Consider the following 16028-nt stretch of genomic DNA (forward strand, 5'->3'; position numbering starts at 1 on the left):
GGCCGGCCGCGGGGAGGACGGAAGGGGGCTTGCGCCGTCCTACTTCCGGGCCGCGATGGCCGCGAGCAGCTGTTCGACGGCCGCGGTGGGCTCGGCGAGCAGCGCCCGACACGCGGCCTCGGCGCGGTCCGGGTCGCCGCTCTCGATCGCGTCCACCAGCGCCTCGTGGGTGGCGACGGACGCCTCGGGCATCTCGTGGTCGCCGAAGGCGGAGGTCATCGCCTCGCGCACGGAGGCGCCGAAGTAGCGGTACACCTCGGCCAGGGCCGGGTTGTGCGCGGCCTCGACGACGGCGGTGTGGAACTCCAGGTCGTGCTCGACGGTGGCCTCGCGGGCGGCCCGCTCGGGGTGGGTCGCGAAGACCTCGGCCTCACGGGCCAGCGCGGCCCGCATCCGCCGGACGTCCTCGGGGGTGTGCCGCAGCGCGGCCAGCCGGGCGCCCTCGGTCTCCAGCGCGGCGCGGACCTCCAGGACGTCCCGGATGCCCGAGCGCTGGACGCCGCGCAGCACCGCCGCCGGGTCGCTGGTGGACCGTACGAAGGTCCCCTCGCCCTGCCGGGAGACCAGCATTCCGGCGTGCACCAGCACCCGGACCGCCTCCCGCACGGTGTTCCGCCCGACCTGCAGCTGCTCGGCCAGCTCGTGCTCGGTGGGGATCTGCGACCCCACCGGCCAGGCCCCGCCGGCCAGCTGCTCGCGCAGCCGGTCGATCGCGGTGTCCACCAGGGAACGCCGCCCGGCGGCTTGCAGTCCAGTGCCGTCGCCGCTCATGCCGGGCCTCCCTTCGCACACCACTGATCGGTCATCGGTCATCCTACAACCACTTGCCCGGTCATCCTACAACTGCTCGGGCCTTGGACGATCAGTCGTCGGTGGATGGCGTCCCGTAGGCGACGAAGGTGATCCGCAGGTCGGGCGCCCCGTTGGCGTTCGGCGGCCCGGCCGCCTCGATCGCGAAGTAGTACGCGTTGTTGTCCGGGTCGTCGCTGCCGCACAGCTTCTTGCCGATCAGGTCGGCGACCGGCATGGGCGTGGACAGTTTCGTGTACGGCATCGCCGGGGTGCGGGTGGCGCACTCGGCGAGCGTCGCGGGCGGGGAGTCGACCTGGCTCGCGGCGCGCGTCAGGAGGCCCATGATCGCGGCCGTGGGCGCTCCGTCCGCGCAGTGGGCGATCCGGTACTCCAGGCCCGGCCCGCGGCCGCGCTTCTCCTCGCCGCTGGTGAGGGTGTGACCGGAGCTCTCGCCCGCGGGGTTCTCCTGGTACGACCAGGTGGTGACGGAGTTCTGCACCATGAAGAGGGTGGAGCTGGTGTAGTCCGTGTCGCCGGGGGCGCCGCCCGCGGGAGGTTTGCAGGTCGGCGCGGGCACCGTGAACTGCTGAGCCGGCTGCGGCCCTCGGGCGCCGGGCGACCCGCCGGCGGCCGGGGCCTTCGCGGACGACGTGCACCCCGCCGACAGCGCGGCAACGGCGACGGCGGCCACAACGGTCTTGGCCCGTACGGAACTTGACATCAGCATGGAATCCCCCCGGCGGGATTCTAGCGTCCTCGAACGATCTACGGCAGGGCCGAGTAGAGCCGCTCCAGGACGGCGGCGACGCCGTCCTCGTCGTTGCTCGCGGTGACCTCGTCGGCGACGGCGAGCAGTTCCTCGTGCGCGTTGGCCATGGCCACGCCGTGCGCGGCCCAGCCGAACATCGGGACGTCGTTGGGCATGTCGCCGAAGGCGATGGTGTCGGCGGCGCGCACGCCCAGGCGGCGGGCGGCGACGGCCAGGCCGGTGGCCTTGGACAGGCCCAGCGGCAGCAGTTCGACCACGCCGGCTCCGGCCATCACCACGCCGACCAGTCCGCCTGCGGCGTGCCGGGCGGCCTCGGCGAGGGCGTCGTCGGTCAGGCCGGGGTGCTGGATGTAGAGCTTGCTGACCGGGGAGGCGAGCAGTTCGTCGCGCTCGACCCGGACGACCGGCAGGTCTGAGCCGATCAGCAGTTCGTAGCCGGGGCCGGCCAGCACCTGGCCGTCCAGGCCGTCCTGGTTGGCGGCGACGGCCAGCGGGCCGGTCTCGGCCTCGATCTTCTCGATCGCGAGCGCGGCGAGCCGGCGGTCCAGGGTGAGCGAGGTGAGCAGCTTGTGCGCGCCCGCGTCGTAGACCTGGGCGCCCTGGCCGCAGACCGCTATCCCGGTGTAGCCGATCTCGTCGAAGACCGGGCGGGCCCAGACGGCCGAGCGCCCGGTCACGATGATGTGCAGCGCGCCCGCGCCGACGGCCGCCGCCAGCGCGGCGCGGGTGCGCTCGGAGACGGTCTCCTCGCTGGTCAGCAGGGTGCCGTCGAGATCGGTGGCGACCAGCCGGTAGGGCAGGTCGCCACCGTTCGGGTGTGCGCTGGAGGTCACTTGACCGGCTCGATGACGGCGCGTCCGCCGAGGTACGGCCGCAGCGCCTCGGGCACGACGACCGAGCCGTCGGCCTGCTGGTGGTTCTCCAGGATGGCCACGATGGTGCGCGGGACGGCGACCAGGGTGCCGTTCAGGGTGGCGAGCGGGCGGGTCTTGCCCTCCTCGCGCATCCGGATCGACAGGCGGCGGGCCTGGTACTCGGTGGTGTTGGAGGTCGAGGTGACCTCGCGGTACTTGCCCTGGGTGGGGATCCAGGCCTCGATGTCGAACTTGCGCGCGGCCGAGGAGCCGAGGTCGCCGGAGGCGACGTCGATCACCCGGTACGGCAGCTCCAGCGCGTTGAGGAAGTCCTTCTCCCACTGGAGCAGGCGGCGGTGCTCGTTCTCCGCGTCCTCGGGCGTGGTGAAGACGAACATCTCCACCTTCTCGAACTGGTGGACGCGGATGATGCCGCGGGTGTCCTTGCCGTAGGTGCCGGCCTCGCGGCGGAAGCAGGACGAGTAGCCGGCGTAGCGCAGCGGCAGCTTCTCGGCGTCGATGATCTCGTCCATGTGGTACGCCGCCAGCGGGACCTCGCTGGTGCCGACCAGGTACTTGTCCTCGTCGCCGAGGTGGTACACGTTCTCGGCGGCCTGGCCGAGGAAGCCGGTGCCGTCCATGGCGGCCGGGCGGACCAGGGCCGGGGTGATCATCGGGATGAAGCCGGCCGCGGTGGCCTGGGAGATCGCCATGTTGACCAGGGCGAGCTCCAGCAGCGCGCCGACGCCGGTCAGGTAGTAGGAGCGGGCACCGGCGACCTTGGCGCCGCGCTCGGTGTCGATCGCGCCCAGCAGCTGGCCCAGCTCGACGTGGTCGCGGGGCTCGAAGCCCTCGGCGGCGAAGTCGCGCGGGGTGCCGATCTCCTCCAGGGTGACGAAGTCCTCCTCGCCGCCGACCGGGGCGGCCGGGTCGATGAGGTTCGCCAGGGAGCGGAGCAGGCGGTCCGCCTCCTCCTTGGCCGCGCTCTGCTCGGCGTCCGCGGCCTTGACCGCGGCGGCCAGGTCCTTGGTGCGCTGCAGCAGGGCGGCCTTCTCCTCGCCCTTGGCCTGGGCGACCTGCTTGCCGAGCACCCGCTGCTCGTTGCGCAGTTCGTCGAAGCGGCTGCCCGAGGACCGGCGCCGCTCGTCGGCGGAGAGGAGGGCGTCGACGACGTCGACGTCCTCGCCACGGACGCGCTGCGAGGCGCGTACTCGGTCAGGGTCCTCACGGAGCAGGCGAAGGTCAATCACAGGGCTAGCGTACCGGGCGGGCGTTCCTCCACCGGTACCGGTTTCCCCCTGGGGATAACTCGCCCGAGCCTGTGGATAACTCCTGTGGGGAACTCTCCGGGACCCGGTTATCCACAGCTCTGGGGCCGGGGCTGTGGATTGATGGGGAGGATCAGCGTCCGCTCACCGGAACCACGGAATTGAGGTTTCAAACCTCATTCGACCCTCTCGGGTGAGGGAATTGAAGCACTCGGACGGGTGATTTGCGGGCAAGCGAGTGACTCTGGTCCGATTAGTCATCTCTGCGACGCAAACCGATGGTCCGACCAGTTCTGGGCAATGGCTATACCGGTTTGTCGACTCATCCCCAGGCCTGTGGATAACTTTCGCCTGTGGACAGTGGGGAGGCCTGTGGACAGCGGCCTCCGGCTCCGGGCGCCCCTGTGGACGACGGGAACGGTCACCCGCCCCGGCTGATCGGCCCGGTCGATAACAGTCGGAAAAGGTCAGAAAGACAAGAGATGTCGCCCGGATGTCCGGGCTCAGATGTCCCCGCGCCCGTCGAGCGCGCGGGAGAGCCAGTCCGCCGCCGCGGCGAAATCCTCGTCCGAGGTCCCCGGCCGCCGGTGCTTGGACACCTGGCGGTCGGCGCGCGGATAGGAACCGAGGAACCGCACCTGCGGGCTGATCCGCTTGAGGCCCATCATCGCCTCGGCCACCCGGCGTTCGGACAGGTGGCCCTCGCAGTCGATCAGGAAGCAGTAGTTGCCCAGTCCCTCGCCGGTCGGCCGGGACTCGATCCGCATCAGGTTCACCCCGCGCACCGCGAACTCCTGCAGCAGCTCCAGCAGCGCACCCGGGTGGTCGTCCGGCAGCCAGACCACCATCGAGGTCTTGTCCGCGCCGGTCGGCGAGGAGACCCGCCCCGGGCGGCCGACCAGCACGAACCGGGTGGTCGCGCTCTGCGCGTCCGCGATCTCCTTGACCAGCGGGTCCAGCCCGTAGATCGGCGCCGCGAACTCGCCCGCGAACGCCCCGTCGTACCGGCCCTCGGCGACCAGTCGGGCGCCGTCCGCGTTGGAGGCGGCCGACTCCCACGTGGCGTCCGGGAGGTTGGCCGCCAGCCAGCGGCGCACCTGCGGCTGGGCCACCGGGTGGCTGGTCACCGTCTTGATCCCGGACAGCTCGGTGCCCGGCCGCACCAGTAGCGCGAAGGAGATCGGCAGCAGCACCTCGCGGTAGATCATCAGCGGCGCGCCGGCGGCCAGTTCGTCGTTGGTCGCGGTGACCGCGCCCTCCACCGAGTTCTCGATCGGCACGAACGCCCCGGACGCCTCCCCGCCGCGCACCGCGTCCAGCGCCAGCGCCACCGAGGACAGCGGCACCAGCTCCCGGGTCGCCGCCTCGGGCAGCGTGTGCAGAGCCGCCTCGGTGAAGGTGCCGGCCGGGCCGAGGTAGGTGTAGCGGGTGGCCGACATGACGCCTCCGTTGCCAGTGGGACGGTTCCTGAGCGGGGTGCCGCATGAGCGGGGTTCGCCGAAACAGTCACCATAACGATTCCGCGGCCCCGGCATGAAAGCGTTTCAGTGGCCGGGACCGTAGTTGCCGAACTACCCCTCCAGCAGCTGCTGCCCGAGGTAACCTCCGGCCGGCACGCCCGGCGGCACCGCGTACAGCCCGCTCGCCTCGTGCCGCAGGAAGCGGGAGAGCCCGTCGCCCCGGGAGAGCTTGCGCTGCACCGGGGTGAAGCCCTTGCGCGGGTCGGCCTGGAAGGCGAGGAAGAGCAGCCCGGCGTCCGGCGAGCCGTCCGGCAGCAGACCGTCGTGGTACGAGAAGCCGCGCCGCAGCATCGCCGCCCCGCCGTTGCCGGCCGGGGCCGCGACCCGCACGTGGGCGTCGGAGGGGATCGCCAGAGCGCCGTCCTGGCCCTGTGCGGAGAGGTCCACCGCGGTGCCCTCGCCGGAGCCGGCCGGAGCGCTCAACGGCGAACCGTCCGCCTTGCGCCGCCCGATCACCCGCTCCTGCCGCTCCACCGGCAGCTCCTCCCAGTGGTCCAGCAGCATCCGGATCCGCCGGAACACCAGGTACGAGCCCCCGGCCAGCCAGGCCGGCTGGTCCCCGCCGGCCGCGCAGAACACCTTGCCGGCGAAACCGTCCTCGTCCGGCTTGGGGTTGTTGGTGCCGTCGATCTGGCCCATCAGGTTGCGTCCGGTCATCGGCCGCGCGGTGGCCCCGGGGGTCCGGGCGAAGCCGGCCGCCTGCCAGCGCAGCGCGGCCGTCCCGGCCGCCAGCTTCTGCAGCGTCCGCAGCGCGTGCACCGCCACCAGGGCGTCGTCGGCGCCGATCTGGACGAACAGGTCGCCGTCGCCGCGCGCCGGGTCCAGCGCGTCGCCGGTGAAGGCGGGCAGCGGTTCCAGCGCCGCCGGGCGGCGGTCGGACAGCCCGGCCTTGTCGAACAGCGCGGCGCCGAAGCCGACCGTGACGGTGAGCGAGCAGGGCCCGGCATCGAGCGCGACCTGGTTGTCGAACTCCTCGGCCGGCTCCCCGGCGGTCAGCCGGTCCACCGCCTTGGTCCAGCGTTGCAGCAGGGTGCGCAGCCCGTCCCGGCCGGCCCCGTCGGCCAGGTCGAAGGCGGCCAGCTGGACCCTGGTCTGCTGCGGTTCGAGGATGCCGGCCTGGTGCTCGCCGCGGAACGGCACCCGGCCCGCGCCGAGCGTGCCGCCCTGGCCGGCCCGGCCCGCCCGGTCGTCGGACGGGCGGTCGTAGGCCGCCCCGGCCGCCCCGGCCCCGGCGCCGACCAGCAGTCCGGCGCCGGCCGTGCCGAGCAGCGCCCGGCGGGTGAAGCCCGCCGGGCCCTTCTCCTTCTGGTCCACCGCGCTCACCCGACCTTGAACTGCTGGGTCGGGGTGGTCTGGTCGATGTCCGAGGAGCGGATCTGCACCGAGACCACCCAGGTGCCGGCCAGCGGCAGCTGCGTGGTGCCGCTCCAGCGGCCGGTGCCCTCCGGGGTCAGCGCCACCGGCAGCGGGCCCAGGTCGCGGTCCGGCAGGGTGAAGGCGAGCTGCACCTCCGGGACGTCCACCGGCTTCCCGTCCGTGCCGTCCAGCGCGAGCTTCACCTCGTTCGGGCCGGTCCTGGCCGGGTTCAGGGTGACCGTCGCGGTGCCCTTGGCGTTCGGCGTCCGGCCCTTGGTGTCGTACGGCAGCTTGAGCTCCACCGTGCGGCCCGGCTCGGTCTGCGGAGCCGCCGCGGATCCGCCGGCCACCGGGGCGGCGTTCCCGGCCGCCTTGATCTCGCCCGCCACCCGCCCGGGCGGGGAGTTGGTGAGCATCGTGGTGACCACCAGCACCGCCACCGCGGCCAGCGCCTCGACCAGCACCGAGCGGCGCAGCCCGGCCCGGGTCGGGGTCAGCCCGCGGTCGCGTCCGGCGCTCGCCCGGGCGGCCTGCTGCCGGGCCAGCTGCGCCTGCCGGACCGGGTCCCCGTTGTGCGCCGCGACGTCGACCGGCTCGCGCACCTCGGCCCGCTCGACCTCCGCCGCCTCGGCCGGGGCCGAGCGCAGCCGGGCCAGCCAGGTGCGGGAGATCCAGGCGACGCCGAGCATGACGACCACGCAGCCGGTTTTCACCAGCAGCAGCTTCCCGTACTCGGTGCCGGTCAGCGCGCCCCAGCTGCCCAGGCCCCGCCAGGACTGGTAGATCCCGGTGACGACCAGCACGGCCACCGAGCCGAAGGCGACCTTCGAGAAGCGGTCCACCACCTCGGCGCCGACGCCCTCGCGCAGCCCGACCAGCAGCGAGGCCAGCCCGCCCAGCCAGAGCGCCATCGCGATCAGGTGCAGGACGCCGAACGGCAGCGCCAGCCAGATCTGGATGCCCACCGAGGCGTGGTCGGCGCCGACCCAGGTCGCCGCGAGGGCGACCGCCAGCACCAGCCCGGCCACGCCCAGGCCCAGCCGGGCCTCGCGCTGCGGGCGCTCGGCGGCCCGCTGCTCCAGCTCGCGCAGCTCGGCGGCTTCGGCGTCCTCGTCGGGTTCCCCGGCCTTCGCGGGGGCGGGCCGTTGCGGCAGCCCCAACTGCCCGACCAGCAGCGACAGGAAGATCCCGCCCGCCGCGAGCAGCAGCAGCCGGGCGGCCAGCGCGGTGCCGATCCGCTCGTCCAGCGTGGCGCGCACCAGCGACAGGTCGAGCGCCTTCCCGATGCCCGAGCCGCGCTCGTACGGGCCGCGCAGCATCAGCACCGCGACGGTCGAGGCCAGCAGCGCCGTCCAGCCGGTCATCAGCAGTCGCTGCACCGGACGCCGGGTCGCGCCGGCCGGCCAGCAGATCAGTACGAACGCGGCCACCCCGGCGAGCAGCGCGAACGCCGCGTACGCGACGGTGCGCCCGGTGCCGTACAGCGCGGAGACCAGGCCGTCTGCCTTGGCGCCCTGCAGCGCGGTGGCGGACACCGAGGTGTCCGAGGGGGCACCGATGGAGAAGGTGAACGCCCCGCCGACCGGGTGCGAGTCCTCCGAGACGGCCCGCCAGGCCACCGTGTACGTGCCGTTGGCGAGCCCGCTGTTCAGCGCGACCCGGGCGGTGTTGCCCTGGCCGTCGGCGTGCGCCGGGTTGCCGGCGTCCACGGCCTTGCCGGCCGGGTCCAGCACCCGGACCGAGTCGCTGGACAGCGACACCGTCTCGCTGAAGGTCAGTGTGACCGCCTGCGGGGCGGTGGCGACCACCGAGTTCTGCCGCGGGTCGGTGGAGTCCAGGGTGGCGTGCGCGGAGGCCGGCCCGGCGCCGGCGAGCATCAGCGCGAGCAGCACGCCGAGCGTTCCGAGCGCTCCGACGATGCGTCGGGGGGCGATGCGTAGGGGGGCGGTCCGGCGGTGCGAGGCCTTCTGCATGCTGGCGGATTCCCTAACTCTGGCCGGGCCGGTAGGTGAGCTCCTTGACCGGCACCTTGACCGAGATGGTGCCGGACTTGGCGAAGGTGAGGTCGAGCTCCAGCTCGTCGCCCAGGGCGGGCGCCTTCTGCCACCCCATGATCATCAGGTGGGTGCCGCCGCGGGCGAGCTGCAACGCGCCGTGCGCGGGCACGTCCAGGCTGTTCACCTGCTCCATGGTCGACGTGGTCGAGCGGTGCATGGTGACCGAGTCGGCGGCCGGGCTGGTCACCTTGACCAGCTGGTCCGGCCCGCCGTCGTTGCGGACGGTCAGGTAGCCGGCGCCCATCCCGCCGGCCGGGGGCAGCGGGATGTAGGAGTCGGCCACGCTCAGCTTCGCCGGGCCCGCGTCGCCGGCGCTGCCCTGGCCGCCCGTCCCGCAGGCGGCCAGGATGGCGCCGCCGCCGAGGGCGGTGGCGACCACGGCGCCCAGCAGGGCCGACCGGCGGAACCGTCGGCTGCCCGTCGTCGACACGCTCCTCTCGATGGTGACCTCGCTTCGCTCGGTCACGCCGAGACCCCCTTGGCGAGCAGCGGCAGGTCGTGCTCGTAGGTCTTCTCCTCGGTGCCGCTCATGTAGAGCACGTGCGCCTTGTCGTCCGAGGGGAGGAAGGCCAGCACCTGGGCGCCGTGGGTGGAGGTGACCGTGCCGTCCGCGTTGACCACCGGGTCCTCGATCATGATGCCGAGCGACTTGGCGGCGGTCTTCACCTTCCCCAGGTCACCGGTGAGGCCTATGAAGTCGCTGCCCATCGAGTCCAGCCAGGTGCGCAGCACCTTGGGGGTGTCGCGCTGCGGGTCGGTGGAGACGAAGACCACGTTGATCTTCTTCCGGTCCTCCGCCGAGAGCGCCTTCATCGCCACACCGATGTCGCCCATGGTGGTCGGGCAGACGTCCGGGCAGCTGGTGTAGCCGAAGAACAGCAGCGTGGTCTTGCCGTTGGTCTGCTGCCGCAGGTCGTAGGGCTGGCCGGAGGTGTCGGTCAGCTGGAGGTCGGGCTTCTCGAAGTTCTTGGCGAGCTTGGTGCCCTGGTACGGGGTGTCCTCCTTCTGCTGGGTGACCTTCGCGGCGGTCGAGCCGCCGCCGGAGGAGCCGCAGGCGGAGAGGGTCAGGGCGGCGGCCAGCGCGAGGGCGGCGGCGCCGGCCAGCCGGGTGGTGCGGGTGGCGCCGTTCGTACGGGCGGTGCGGGGCATGGGGTGTTCCGATCGTCTGCGGTGGACCGCCGGCGGGGCCGTACCCGGGCATGGGCACGGCCCCGCCGGCGCGGGGATCAGGAGGTGGAGCCGCCGCTCTTGCGGCGCAGGCCGAGCACGCCGACGGCGGTGCCGATCACGCCGACCACGATGCCGACCACGCCGAGGGTGCGGGCGGTGCTGTCGCTGGACTTGGTGTCGCCGGCGGCGGCGGCGGCGTGGTCGGAGCTGTCCCCGTGGGTGCCGGCGGCCGGGGAGGCGGAGGCGGTGACGCCGTGGTCGTCGCCACCGGCGGCCTTGGTGAGCTTCAGGATCGGGGTCGGGTGGGCCGGCTCGGGCTGGCCGGCCTGGGCCTCGTCGATCCAGCGGACGACGTCGCCGTTGTCGTAGGTCTGCAGGGCCTTGAACGCCATGCTGTCGGCGTCGGTCGGCAGCGGGCCGAGCGAGACCCGGAACTCCTGGAACTGGCCGGGGGCGATCTTGGTGCCGGCGTCGGCGGTCCAGGTGATCTTGGAGACGGCCTCGGTGACGTCGCTGCCGTGCACCTTGATCGGCTTGTCGAGCTTGGACTTCTCGACGTTCGCGGTCCAGCCCGGCAGCGGCAGGGTCCGGACGGAGGCCAGCGGGTGGTCCATCGGGAGGTTGACCTCCAGCTTCACCGTGCTCGCCGTGTCGTTCTCGTTCGGCACCCGGAAGTCGACGGCCGTGTAGCCGCCCTGGGCCGCCGAACCCGGGTTCACGGTGACGTGCGCGAAGGCGGGGCCGGCCAGCGCCACCACGGAGGCGGCGGCGGTCAGGGCGACGGCGGCGAGACGGCGGGCGGGAAGGGAACGCATGATGCGGGGTCTCCGATCGGAGCTCGGCGGCCCGCACTGCCGGGCGACGGGGGAACCGTGCCTCGGCGGGGGCCGCGCGTGGGGACGTGGGGGGCAGAGCCTGGGGCCGCCGTCCCTGTGGCGGACGGGAACGGCCCGGACAGCGCGCACCTCACCGCGAACCCGGTACGGCCCTACGGGCACGCACGGGGAACACCGGGTCAGTACGCGAGGGCCCCGCACGGCGGACCGCGCCGCACCACGCTGTGCCGCAGCACCGCACCGGCCGGAAGCAGGCCCTCGCCGCCCCTGGCCCCGAACCGGCGGGCCGGACCGGCCACGCCGAACAGACCGCGCAGCAGCGCGGCCACCAGCACGAACGCCGAGCGCAGCGGCGCCGCCCAGTGCTCCCGGGCCGCCGACGCGGCCACCCGCACCAGCCGCCACAGCGCCGCCTCGCCGCGCCGCAGCCACCAGCCCGCCACCAGGGCGGCGGCCAGGTGCCCGGCCAGCATCGACGGCGTCATCCCGAACACGCCGCCCTGCCACCAGGGCGCGACGGCGTACGCGTGCGGGTCCAGGCCCGCCGAGGAGACCAACTGCTCGGGGGACGCACCGCCGGGCAGGCCGACCAGCGTGCCCGGGCGGGCCTCGTTGCAGATCAGCCGGCCGGCCGCCTGCGGCATGGTCATCGCACCGTGGTGCATGCCGCCGCTGCCGAGGCCGTGGAAGAGGCAGTGCAGGCCGAGCTGCCCCGCGCCGAGCGCCCCGGCGATGGCCGCCAGCGAACGCTCCCGTCCACCACAGGCCATCGCGAGCACCAGTACCGCGGCGAAACCCGTCGCCAGCGCGGCCGGCGGCACGTCGCCGCCACCCGCCAGGGCGTGCCCGGCGGCCGCTATCAGCGTGCACACCAGCGCGAACGGAACCGCCCGGGCAAGCCGCAGATCCCAGGCGGCGACCCCCACCGGCCGGACCGGTACGGAGGCGCCCGGGACGGGGGCGGCGGGGAGGGCAGTCATGGCCGGGCCATCATCTCATCGCGTACACCGCCGGCACCGGCAGGGTGGGAAATCCCTACGAATGCCCCGTTCAGCGGCGGCGTGCACCACCGGGTGTGCGCCCTTCGGCACACACCCCGTCCCCAGTCCATCCGCCGAACGGGCGGTAGCCGCCCCCGGGCACGGTTCACCGCCGAATCGCCCGGAGATACCTAGTTGTATGTGGAGCCGCAGCCAGGAGGGACCTCCCGTGGACATCTGGTGGACTCTGCACCTCAAGCGCGACCCGGCCAGTGTTCCGCTGGCCCGGCGCATCCTGCTCGGTGCCATGGCGACGGCCGGCGTCGACCCGCAGATCGCCGACGACCTCGGCGTCGCCCTCACCGAGGCCTGCGCCAACGCCGTCGAGCACGGCGTCACCGGCCGGCCCGACGACGGCTTCCAGGTCACCGCCTCGATCAGCGGCGACCGGCTGCGGATCGAGGTCACCGACTCCGGCCCCGGCCTGCCGGCCCCCGCCGCCCCGCTCGCCCGCCGCCCGGTCACCCCCACTCCGGTCCGCCCCGCCGCACCCGGCCGAGGGCCCCGCCGCTCCCGCCGGGGCCGCGCCACCGTCCCGGCCCGCGTCCTCACCGCCCACCGCCCCCGCTGCGACGGCCACCCCTACGACACCCACGTCCTCCCCTGCCGCCCCTCGGCCCCCACCCTCCGCCCGGTCGACCTCGACACCCTCCCCGACCTCACCGCCGAATCCGGCCGCGGCCTCTTCCTCATCCACGCCCTCACCGACCACGTGCAGCTCCGCAACCACCCCCTCCGGGGGGCCATCGTGAGCTTCGACAAGATCCTCAAGTGGCAGGACGGCGCCTTGCTGAGGGCCGCCTCGTAACGGTAAAGACCCTTTTGACCTGCACGAACGGTGGCTCAAGGGGCCAGGCTCGCAGCGAATCCGAGGCGGCGATCAGGCTGCCAGGGCACACGTGGGTCATCACCATCGGCGATACCGCGCGCAGGACCGTCCGTCACCTCAGCAGGCCGCGCCACCGGGCCGCCGACTCCAACGCGTCCAGGCTGATCCGCTCCAAGAACGCCCCACTTTTCGCCAACCGCGCTCCGGCAGGCGTGTCGAGGCCGATCTGCTCCGCGTACTGGACCGCGACCTGTGCCGCATGAAGCGTCTGCTCCGCGCCGGTCACCGTCGACTGGAACCAGGCGTCGTTGTCGACCACGTACACGTCCCGGCGTCCCTGGGCCTCGCGCCGGATCAGCTCCTGGCGGATCAGATACCCGACCGCCGCCGAGACCGATGCCGGGCTGACTCCCAGCTCCCGGGTCAGCTCGGCGGCTGTGAGCCTGCCGTCCGTACTCAGCCACAGTGCGATCAGGACCCTGGCCATCATCTTCGGCAGCCCGGTGCCCACCGCCAGCTCCACCGCCTGGTCCTGGGCGTCCGTGTGCCCGGCGCCGCCCGTGTGCCCGGCGCTCGGCGTGCGGCGGCGTGCCCGGCGCTCCGTCGCCTGGTGCGCGAGTTCGGCGCGGTAGCCGGCCGGACCGCCGTTGCGGCCGATCTCCCGGGTGACCGTCGACGTGGTCCGGCCGAGGCGCCGGGCGATCTCGGCGTAGGAGAGCCCCTCGACGAGTCCGGCGGCGATGCGGTGGCGGTCCTGCTGGGTCAGTCTTCCTCCTGGCATGGCCGCAGTCTTGCATTCGGCGACACCTGTTGCAATGCCAATGGTGCATTCGGCGGCATCGTCATTGCATCAAAATATGGCCGTTGAGCTGCGGTTATGTGGATCTCTCCGTAGATACTTTCTCTGAACGCAACGTAGCTTTCAGCCTGTGCTGAACACAGATGCCATCATCTCCGCCACTGGACTGCGCAAGTCCTACGGCGCCCACCTCGTCCTGGACGGCGTCGACCTCACCGTCGCGCGGGGCACGATCTTCGCCCTGCTCGGCCCCAACGGCGCCGGCAAAACCACGATCGTCCAGATCCTGTCCACCCTGATCAAGGCCGATGCCGGCGAGATCCGCGTGGCCGGCCACGACCTGGCCCGGGACCCCGACGCGGTGCGCGCCGCGATCGGCGTCACCGGCCAGTTCTCCGCAGTGGACGACCTGCTCACCGGCGAGGAGAACCTGCGCCTGATGGCCGACCTGCTGCACGTCGGCCGCTCGCGGCGCCGCCGGACCGTGCAGGCGCTACTCGAACGCTTCGACCTCGCGGCCGTCGCCCGCAAACCCGTCGCCACCTACTCCGGAGGCTTGCGCCGCCGCCTGGACCTCGCCATGACGATGGTCGGCGCGCCCCGGCTGATCTTCCTCGACGAACCGACCACCGGCTTGGACCCGCGCAGCCGCCGCGAACTGTGGCGCACCGTGCGGGACCTGGTCGAGAACGACGGTGTCACCGTCTTCCTGACCACCCAGTACCTGGAGGAGGCCGACCGGCTCGCCGACCGCGTCGCCCTGCTCAGTGAGGGAAGGCTCGTCGCCGAGGGGACGCCTGACGAACTCAAGCGCCTGATTCCCGGCGGCCACATCGCCGTGCGCTTCGCCGACGACGCCGAACTCACCGTCCAGATCCCGGACGGCGGCGTGGCCGAGGCGCTGAGGGCCGTTGTGGGCCAGCTGGACGCGATCGACGCAGAGGTGGCGGGGCTGACGGTGCACACCCCGGACCTCGACGACGTCTTCCTCGCCCTGACCAAGTCCTCCTCGCCCTGACCGACGACACCAACTCCACCAACGGCACCAACGACATCGCTGTGAAGGAACCCGCCTGATGAAAGCCGTCGCCGACTCCGCGACCATGCTGCGCCGCCAGCTCAAACACGTCCGCCGCTACCCGACGCCGCTGCTGACCTACACCGCCGTCCCGGTGATCATCCTGCTGCTGTTCGTCTACGTCCTCGGCGGCACCATGGGCGCCGGCATCGGCGGCAACCGCGCCGCCTACGCCGGCTACCTCACCCCCGGCATCATGGCCACGACCATCGCCGGCGCCGCCCAGGGCACCGCCATCGCCGTCGCGATGGACATGACCGGCGGGATCGTCGCCCGGTTCAAGACCATGGCCATCGCGCGCGTCTCCGTCCTCACCGGACACGTGCTCGGCGCCCTGGTGCAGAACTTCCTCGCGCTCACCGCGACCACCGCCGCCGCACTCGCGATGGGCTTCCGGCCCGCCGCCACCGCCCTGGACTGGCTCGGTGTCATCGGCATCCTGGCCATGTTCACCTTCGCCATCACCTGGCTGTCCGTCGCGCTCGCCATGATCACCCGCAACGTCGCCACCGCCAGCAACCTGCCGATGCCCTTACTGATCCTGCCGTTCCTCGGCAGCGGCGTGGTGCCCACCGCATCGATGCCGACGCCGCTGCGCTGGTTCGCCGAACACCAGCCGTTCACCCCGGTCATCGAGACCCTGCGCAAGCTGCTCGCCGCCCAGCCGACCGGCGCCGACCTCGCGAAGGCCGTCGCGTGGAGCGCGGTGATCGCGCTCGCCGGCTACCTGTTGGCGCGCAAGCTCTACAACCGCTGAGACTGCGCGTCGGTGAGGTCCGCGGGACAGACCGCAGCTGCCGTCCGGACAGCCCCCGCTGTCCGGGCGTCGCAGCCCTGGTGACCGGGAGCGGACCATGACGACCGACGTGCTGACCAGAACGGAACCACTCGTACGACCCACCATGGCCGAGCTGCCGTACGAGCCGCGGTCCGCGTCGGCGGCGCGTCGGCTGGTCCGGGGCGCGCTCACGGACTGGGAGCTGGATCACCTGGTCGATGACGCCGAACTGATCGTGACGGAGCTGGTCTCCAACGCGGCCAAGACCGGCTGCCTGACCGCCATGCGGGTCGGCATCAGCCGGGTGACCAACCGCGCCGGCCAGGCCGTGCGCATCTCCGTGCGGGACGGATCCCGCTCCTTGCCGGTCATGGTCGGCGCCGCCCACGACGCGGAGTCCGGCCGTGGCTTGGCCCTGGTCGACCGCTTGGCCGTCGTCTGGGGCGTCGACCTGGACCCACACGGCAAGACGACCTGGGCCGACATCGCCGAGGACCGAGCATGAGCGGCCTGCACCCCGGCGCACACCGCGACCCCGTGGGCGCCGCACTCACGGGGCTGTGCTTGCTCGGTCACGCCGTCGTCCTCGGGCTGCTGTCGGCCTTGATCCAGTAGTACGTCGAGACGGGCGCGATGGACCGGGTCGTCTCCTCAGAGTCGGCGCCGGACACGCCGCCGGCCGTCTGACCCCTGTACTCCCGCCCCGGCATTCACGGCACACCGGCCCGGGGCGGGGCCTGGCGGCTCCGGGTGGACCCCCGCAGCCGGAGCCGCCTCTTCATCGGCCTTGGCGCCCCGCCAGGCCGGATCCCTTACATCGAAGGGAGTTCGCCATGCCGCGAACCGCCGCAGCGACCTGGGAGGCCACGCAGCCTCCCCCGC

At 73.0% G+C, this 16028-nt stretch carries 16 protein-coding genes and 1 pseudogene; 4 read left to right on the forward strand and 13 right to left on the reverse strand.

Annotated elements, in window-relative coordinates; translation table 11 throughout:
- Positions 1-39: 39 nt before the first annotated feature.
- The 11 genes from ACGF12_RS21445 to ACGF12_RS21495 all read right to left on the reverse strand — a co-directional run bounded on the left by ACGF12_RS21445 (position 40) and on the right by ACGF12_RS21495 (position 11602).
- Positions 40-771 (reverse strand): FadR/GntR family transcriptional regulator, encoded by a 732-nt coding sequence (locus ACGF12_RS21445; RefSeq protein ID WP_393032202.1) that lies wholly within the window; start codon positions 769-771, stop codon positions 40-42.
- Positions 772-862: 91 nt separating this feature from the next.
- Positions 863-1513 (reverse strand): hypothetical protein, encoded by a 651-nt coding sequence (locus ACGF12_RS21450; RefSeq protein ID WP_393032205.1) that lies wholly within the window; start codon positions 1511-1513, stop codon positions 863-865.
- A 44-nt stretch (positions 1514-1557) separates the two neighbouring features.
- Positions 1558-2394, reverse strand: coding sequence for an HAD family hydrolase (locus tag ACGF12_RS21455; protein ID WP_393032208.1), 837 nt, complete (start codon positions 2392-2394; stop codon positions 1558-1560).
- Positions 2391-3665 carry a serine--tRNA ligase gene (gene serS / locus ACGF12_RS21460; protein ID WP_393032211.1) on the reverse strand — a complete coding sequence of 425 codons (1275 nt, stop codon included), beginning with the start codon at positions 3663-3665 and terminating at the stop codon, positions 2391-2393. Before serS ends, ACGF12_RS21455 begins: the two co-directional genes overlap by 4 nt.
- 521 nt (positions 3666-4186) lie before the next feature.
- Positions 4187-5122 carry a prephenate dehydratase gene (gene pheA, locus ACGF12_RS21465; protein ID WP_393032214.1) on the reverse strand — a complete coding sequence of 312 codons (936 nt, stop codon included), beginning with the start codon at positions 5120-5122 and terminating at the stop codon, positions 4187-4189.
- A 132-nt stretch (positions 5123-5254) separates the two neighbouring features.
- Positions 5255-6526 (reverse strand): iron uptake transporter deferrochelatase/peroxidase subunit, encoded by a 1272-nt coding sequence (gene efeB / locus ACGF12_RS21470; RefSeq protein WP_393032217.1) that lies wholly within the window; start codon positions 6524-6526, stop codon positions 5255-5257.
- Entirely contained in the window at positions 6523-8532 is a 2010-nt protein-coding gene (locus ACGF12_RS21475) for a FixH family protein (protein ID WP_393032220.1), read from the reverse strand. Before ACGF12_RS21475 ends, efeB begins: the two co-directional genes overlap by 4 nt.
- Before the next feature lie 13 nt (positions 8533-8545).
- A complete protein-coding gene (locus tag ACGF12_RS21480; RefSeq protein WP_393032223.1) occupies positions 8546-9082 on the reverse strand; it encodes a copper chaperone PCu(A)C in 537 nt (178 codons plus the stop codon).
- Positions 9079-9765, reverse strand: coding sequence for an SCO family protein (locus tag ACGF12_RS21485; protein WP_393032226.1), 687 nt, complete (start codon positions 9763-9765; stop codon positions 9079-9081). The genes ACGF12_RS21480 and ACGF12_RS21485 overlap by 4 nt, the downstream gene beginning before the upstream one ends.
- A 77-nt stretch (positions 9766-9842) precedes the next feature.
- Complete coding sequence (locus ACGF12_RS21490; RefSeq protein WP_393032229.1) at positions 9843-10601, reverse strand: YcnI family protein; 759 nt, start codon at positions 10599-10601, stop codon at positions 9843-9845.
- 200 nt (positions 10602-10801) lie between these two features.
- Entirely contained in the window at positions 10802-11602 is an 801-nt protein-coding gene (locus tag ACGF12_RS21495; RefSeq protein WP_393032232.1) for a hypothetical protein, read from the reverse strand.
- 229 nt (positions 11603-11831) lie between these two features.
- Here ACGF12_RS21495 and ACGF12_RS21500 point away from each other — a divergent pair, with 229 nt between their 5' ends.
- Positions 11832-12470 carry an ATP-binding protein gene (locus tag ACGF12_RS21500; protein WP_393032235.1) on the forward strand — a complete coding sequence of 213 codons (639 nt, stop codon included), beginning with the start codon at positions 11832-11834 and terminating at the stop codon, positions 12468-12470.
- Positions 12471-12603: 133 nt separating this feature from the next.
- On the opposite strand, the gene ACGF12_RS21505 is transcribed toward ACGF12_RS21500, so the two are convergent.
- Positions 12604-12981, reverse strand: a complete 378-nt coding sequence (locus ACGF12_RS21505; protein ID WP_393032293.1) for a GbsR/MarR family transcriptional regulator — start codon at positions 12979-12981, stop codon at positions 12604-12606.
- A 153-nt stretch (positions 12982-13134) separates the two neighbouring features.
- A pseudogene (locus tag ACGF12_RS21510) lies at positions 13135-13272 on the reverse strand (helix-turn-helix domain-containing protein); the annotation flags it as partial.
- Between the two features lie 148 nt (positions 13273-13420).
- On the opposite strand from ACGF12_RS21510, the gene ACGF12_RS21515 reads away from it, so the two are divergent.
- The 3 genes from ACGF12_RS21515 to ACGF12_RS21525 all read left to right on the forward strand — a co-directional run bounded on the left by ACGF12_RS21515 (position 13421) and on the right by ACGF12_RS21525 (position 15651).
- On the forward strand, positions 13421-14308 hold the full coding sequence (locus tag ACGF12_RS21515) for an ATP-binding cassette domain-containing protein (protein WP_393032238.1): 888 nt from the start codon (positions 13421-13423) through the stop codon (positions 14306-14308).
- A gap of 58 nt (positions 14309-14366) precedes the next feature.
- Positions 14367-15125, forward strand: coding sequence for an ABC transporter permease (locus tag ACGF12_RS21520; protein WP_393032241.1), 759 nt, complete (start codon positions 14367-14369; stop codon positions 15123-15125).
- 97 nt (positions 15126-15222) lie between these two features.
- On the forward strand, positions 15223-15651 hold the full coding sequence (locus ACGF12_RS21525) for an ATP-binding protein (protein ID WP_393032244.1): 429 nt from the start codon (positions 15223-15225) through the stop codon (positions 15649-15651).
- Positions 15652-16028: the final 377 nt, after the last annotated feature.

Origin of the sequence: Kitasatospora sp. NPDC048296 (assembly GCF_043201815.1) — a bacterium.
Lineage (GTDB): Bacteria > Actinomycetota > Actinomycetes > Streptomycetales > Streptomycetaceae > Kitasatospora.